General features: G+C 78.7%; 3 protein-coding genes. All 3 read left to right on the forward strand.

What is annotated here, in order from left to right; translation table 11 throughout:
• Positions 1–1,089: 1,089 nt before the first annotated feature.
• On the forward strand, positions 1,090–2,406 hold the full coding sequence (locus ACYVPE_RS39380) for a S8 family serine peptidase (RefSeq protein ID WP_461038658.1): 1,317 nt from the start codon (positions 1,090–1,092) through the stop codon (positions 2,404–2,406).
• Positions 2,407–3,813: a type VII secretion protein EccB gene (gene eccB / locus ACYVPE_RS39385; protein WP_461038659.1), complete on the forward strand. Its 1,407-nt coding sequence runs from the start codon at positions 2,407–2,409 to the stop codon at positions 3,811–3,813.
• A 71-nt stretch (positions 3,814–3,884) separates the two neighbouring features.
• Positions 3,885–4,085: hypothetical protein (locus tag ACYVPE_RS39390; RefSeq protein ID WP_461038660.1), on the forward strand; the 201-nt coding region annotated here is incomplete at its 3' end.

The following is a 4,085-nucleotide window of genomic DNA, read 5'->3' on the forward strand; positions in this document are numbered from 1 at the left end:
CGTGCCCCGGCGCGGTGGCGTGACCGTTTCGCCGGCCTTCGCCGCCCGGTGGGCGTGGCGTCGCCGGCCGACGCCGGGTATGCGGCGCGGCGGCGTGGGCGCTTCGGCAACCGGCGGCCGGCCGTCGGCGTCGACCCGGGGCCGCCGGGACTTGGCCGCAGGGCGGCGGTTGCGTTGTCGGCTGGCGCCGGGCGCCTGGCCCGGCGGGTCGCGCATGCGTTGGTGCGGTGGCGTGACCGCGTCGGCGGCCTTGGCCGCCCGCCAGCCGTGGTGTTGCCAGCTGGCGCCGGGTGCGTGGCGCGGTGGCGTGATCGCTTCGCCAACGGTCGGCCGTCCGTCGAGGTCGGCTCGGGGCCGCCGGGCCTCGGCCGCCTGGTGGCGGCCGTGGCGCTGGGCGCTGGGCGCTTGGCGCGGCGCCGTCTCGCTGGCCTTCGCCGCCCGGCGGCCGTGGCGTCGCCGGCCGACGCCGGGTATGCGGCGCGGCGGCGTGATCGCTTCGCCAACGGGCGGCCGGCCGTCGGCGTCGACCCGGGGCTCCCGGGTCTCGGCCGCCCGGTGGCGGCCGTGGTGTTGCCGGCCGACGCCGGGTATGCGGCGCGGCGGCGTGATCGCTTCGCCAACGGTCGGCCGTCCGTCGGCGTCGGTTCGGGTCCGACGGGCCTCGGCCGCCCGGTGGCCGTGGTGTTGCCGGCTGGCGCCTGGCGCGCGGCGCGCCGGCCTAGGCGCTTCGGCAACCGGCGGCCGGCCGTCGGCGTCGACCTGGGGCTCCCGGGTCTCGGCCGCCCGGTGGCCGTGGTGTTGCCGGCCGGCGTCTGGCACACCGCGCGCCGGCCTGGTCGCTCCGCCGACCGCCGGCCGGCAGCCGCGGTCGGCTCGGGCTCGCCGGACATCGGCCGCCCGGTGGCGGCCGGGCAGGCCGCCACGGCTCCGCGCCGTGCCAGCGGCGCGGTGGTCGTTCCGTCCCGGGGCGGAGCCCCGGGGCCGTGGCCCGGCGCCGGAGGCCGGAGAAGGGCTCGTGGGGGCACCCCCAGCCGCCAGGCTGGGGGAGGGTGGGGGAAACGCCACCGCCTGGTCACGGTGCTCGCCGCCGTGTTCGTCGCACACGCCGTCGCGCCGGGAGGCGCGACGCCGGCCACGGCGGCGGAGCCGTGTCGGACGACGTCGCCCGGCGCGGAGTTGCCGGACGGGGCCGGGCCCTATCCGTTGATAGACCAGCTCGGGCTGCGGCAGGCGTGGGATCTGGCCGCCGGCGCCGGGGTGTCCGTCGCCGTCGTGGACTCCGGCGTGGACGCCAGCCACCCCGACCTCGACGGGGCCGTGGCGCGCGGCAGCGAGTTCGAAGGGGTCAACGAGGAGCGGGAGTTCGAACGCACCACCCCCGCGCTCCAGGAGGACTGCGAGGGGCACGGCACCGGCGTGGCCGGGATGATCGCCGGTCGCCGCACCGAGGGCGACCGGATGGCCGGCGTCGCGCCGGCCGCCACCGTCTACCCCGTGCGGCTCGCCGGCGGCATCGACCAGGCCACCCCCGGCACCGTCGCGGCGGCCATCGACGACGCCGTCCGGTCGGGGGCGCGGGTGGTGAACCTGTCCTTCGCCGTCCCCGTCGACCACCGGCAGATCCGCGAGGCCGTCGCCCGCGCCGTCGCCGCCGACGTGGTGGTCGTCGCGGCCGCCGGCAACGAGGGCAACCAGGGCGTCAGCGGGGGCCACATGTACCCGGCGGCCTACGACGGCGTGCTCGCGGTCGGCGCGGTCGGCGAGGACGGGCAGCCGATGGACGCCTCCAACGCCGGCCCCTGGGTCGATCTCGCCGGCTACGGCCAGGAGATGGCCGTCGTCGCCCCCGAGGGGTCCGGCTACCGGGCCGAGTCCGGCACCAGCTTCGCCGCCGCCCAGGTCTCCGGCGCCGCCGCGCTCGTCCTCTCCCGCTTCCCCGACCTGTCGGCCGACGACGTCGCGCGACGGCTCGTCGGATCGGCGAGCCAGGTCGGCGGCGGCGTCAACGACCGTACCGGCGCCGGCATCGTGGACCCGTTCGGCGCCCTCACCCACCTCGGCGCCGGCGAGAGCGGCGGCGCGGAGGCCGCCCCGCCCGGGCACCTCCCGGTGCAGCCCATCCCCGCCAGCGAGCCGCTGCTCTCCGACACGGCGGCCACCGCCCTGGCCTGGAGCGGCGGACTGCTGCTCGCCGTCGTCCTCGGGCTGATGGCCTCCCCCGCCGGCCGCCGGGCCGCCGCCGGCGGCTGGCGCGCCGGCCCCGACCGGGGCCGCGACGCCGCGGCCGGGCCCGGCGGTCCCCAGGGCCCGCCCCCGGGCCGGCTCGACTGGCTCGACGGCGGCGACGCCCCGTCCGCCGCCACCACCAACTCGCCGCACTCCTCTCCCCGGAACCGGACACGATAGATGGCCACCACACGTGAGCAGGCGGAGGCGTACGCCTACGAGAACCGCCGCCGAACCACCAGCCTCATCCGGGGCGCCGACGAGGCGCGGCTCGACCCGCGCCGCCGGCTCAACCGCTCGCTGGGCGGCGGCATAGCCATCGGCATCCTGATCCTGGCCGGCTTCGGCATCGCCGGCTGGCTCGGCGGCGGCCGCGGCCCTGCCCTGCCGAGCACCGGCGCGGTGGTGGTGGGCGACAGCGGCGACCGTTACGTCGTCAGTGACGGCGTCGTGCACCCGGCGCTGAACCTCGCCTCGGCGATGCTGGTCGGCGGCGGCGAGGTCACCAGGGTCAAGCAGTCCGTGCTCGACGAGGCGCCGCGCGGCCTGCCGGTCGGCATCCCGGGCGCCCCCGACGCGCTGCCCGGCACCGACGACCTCGTCGACGACGACTGGACGCTGTGCGTCGTGCCGTCCGAGACCGGCGGCACGCCGACCGCCACCGCGCTCTACGTCTCGGTGCCCGGCGTCGCGCCGGCCGCCGACCAGGAGCCGGCGGGCGGCGCCACCGTCCTCGCCCAGGCCGAGGACGGCGCGTTCTGGCTGCTCACCGAGGGCCGCAGGTACTCCCTGGAGACGCCCATCCGCGACCTGCTCGGCCTACAGAGCGTGGAGCCGGTGCGGCTGCCGTTGGAGATCATCGCCACCATGCCCGAGGGCCCGGCGCTGACCATCCCGGCGCCGGGCGACGACGCCGGCGGCGAACCGGCCGTCGAGCTGCCCTTCGAGGCCAGGGTCGGCGACATCGCGCACACCGACACCGGCGCCAACCCCCAGTACTACCTGGTCAGGTCGGACGGTCTGGTCTCCGTCTCCCCGCTGGTGCACACGCTGTTGAGCGTCGACGCCGGCACCGACCACCGGATCAGCGCCACCGACGCGGCGCGCGCGGCCCGCTCCGAGGTCGCCGCGCCCGGCGACCCGGCCTGGCCCGACCAGTTGCAGCCCGCCGTGGAGCCGGGGCGCAACCAGCCCGTCTGCATCAGCACCCCGCCCGGCGGCCAGCCGGGCGACGCGCCCTGGCAGGCCACCATCCACCTGCCGGCGACCATGCCGGCCCCGGCCGACGTCGACCCGGTCACCGGCTACCAGGGTGCCAGGCTCGGCCTGTTGGACCAGATCTACCTGCCGGCCGGCTCGGGCGCCGTGGTCCGCGCCACCACCTCGGCGGGCACCGGCGGCACCTACACGCTGGTCACGGACAGCGGCGCCGCCTACCCCTTCGCCTCGCCTGACGCCGTGGAACGGCTCGGCTACGCGCCTGGCGAGGCGCCCTCCGTGCCGAGCGCCTTCACAGAGCTGCTGCCGGTGGGGCCGGTCCTCGACCCCCAGGCGGCAGGTCGCGAGCAGAGCGGAGTCGGAGAGTGAGTCCCAGACAGCGCCGACCACGAACCACGACTTCCCCGGCCGACGGAGCCGACGGAGCCGACGGAGCTGGCATGGCCGGCGGCCGCCCGCGGCCCGCCGGGGGCCCGCGCGGCCGGTTCGGCCGGGGCCGGCTCGTCGCCGTCGAGGCCGGGCTCGGGGGCCTGGCCGCCGGCGCCGCCTTCCAGGGGCCGTGGGGCTACGGCCTGGCCGGCGTCGCCGCGCTCGTCACCGCCGGCTCGCTGCTGCGGCGGGGCGGCGCCTGGGCCGACCAG

The organism is Streptomyces mayteni (genome assembly GCF_054783955.1).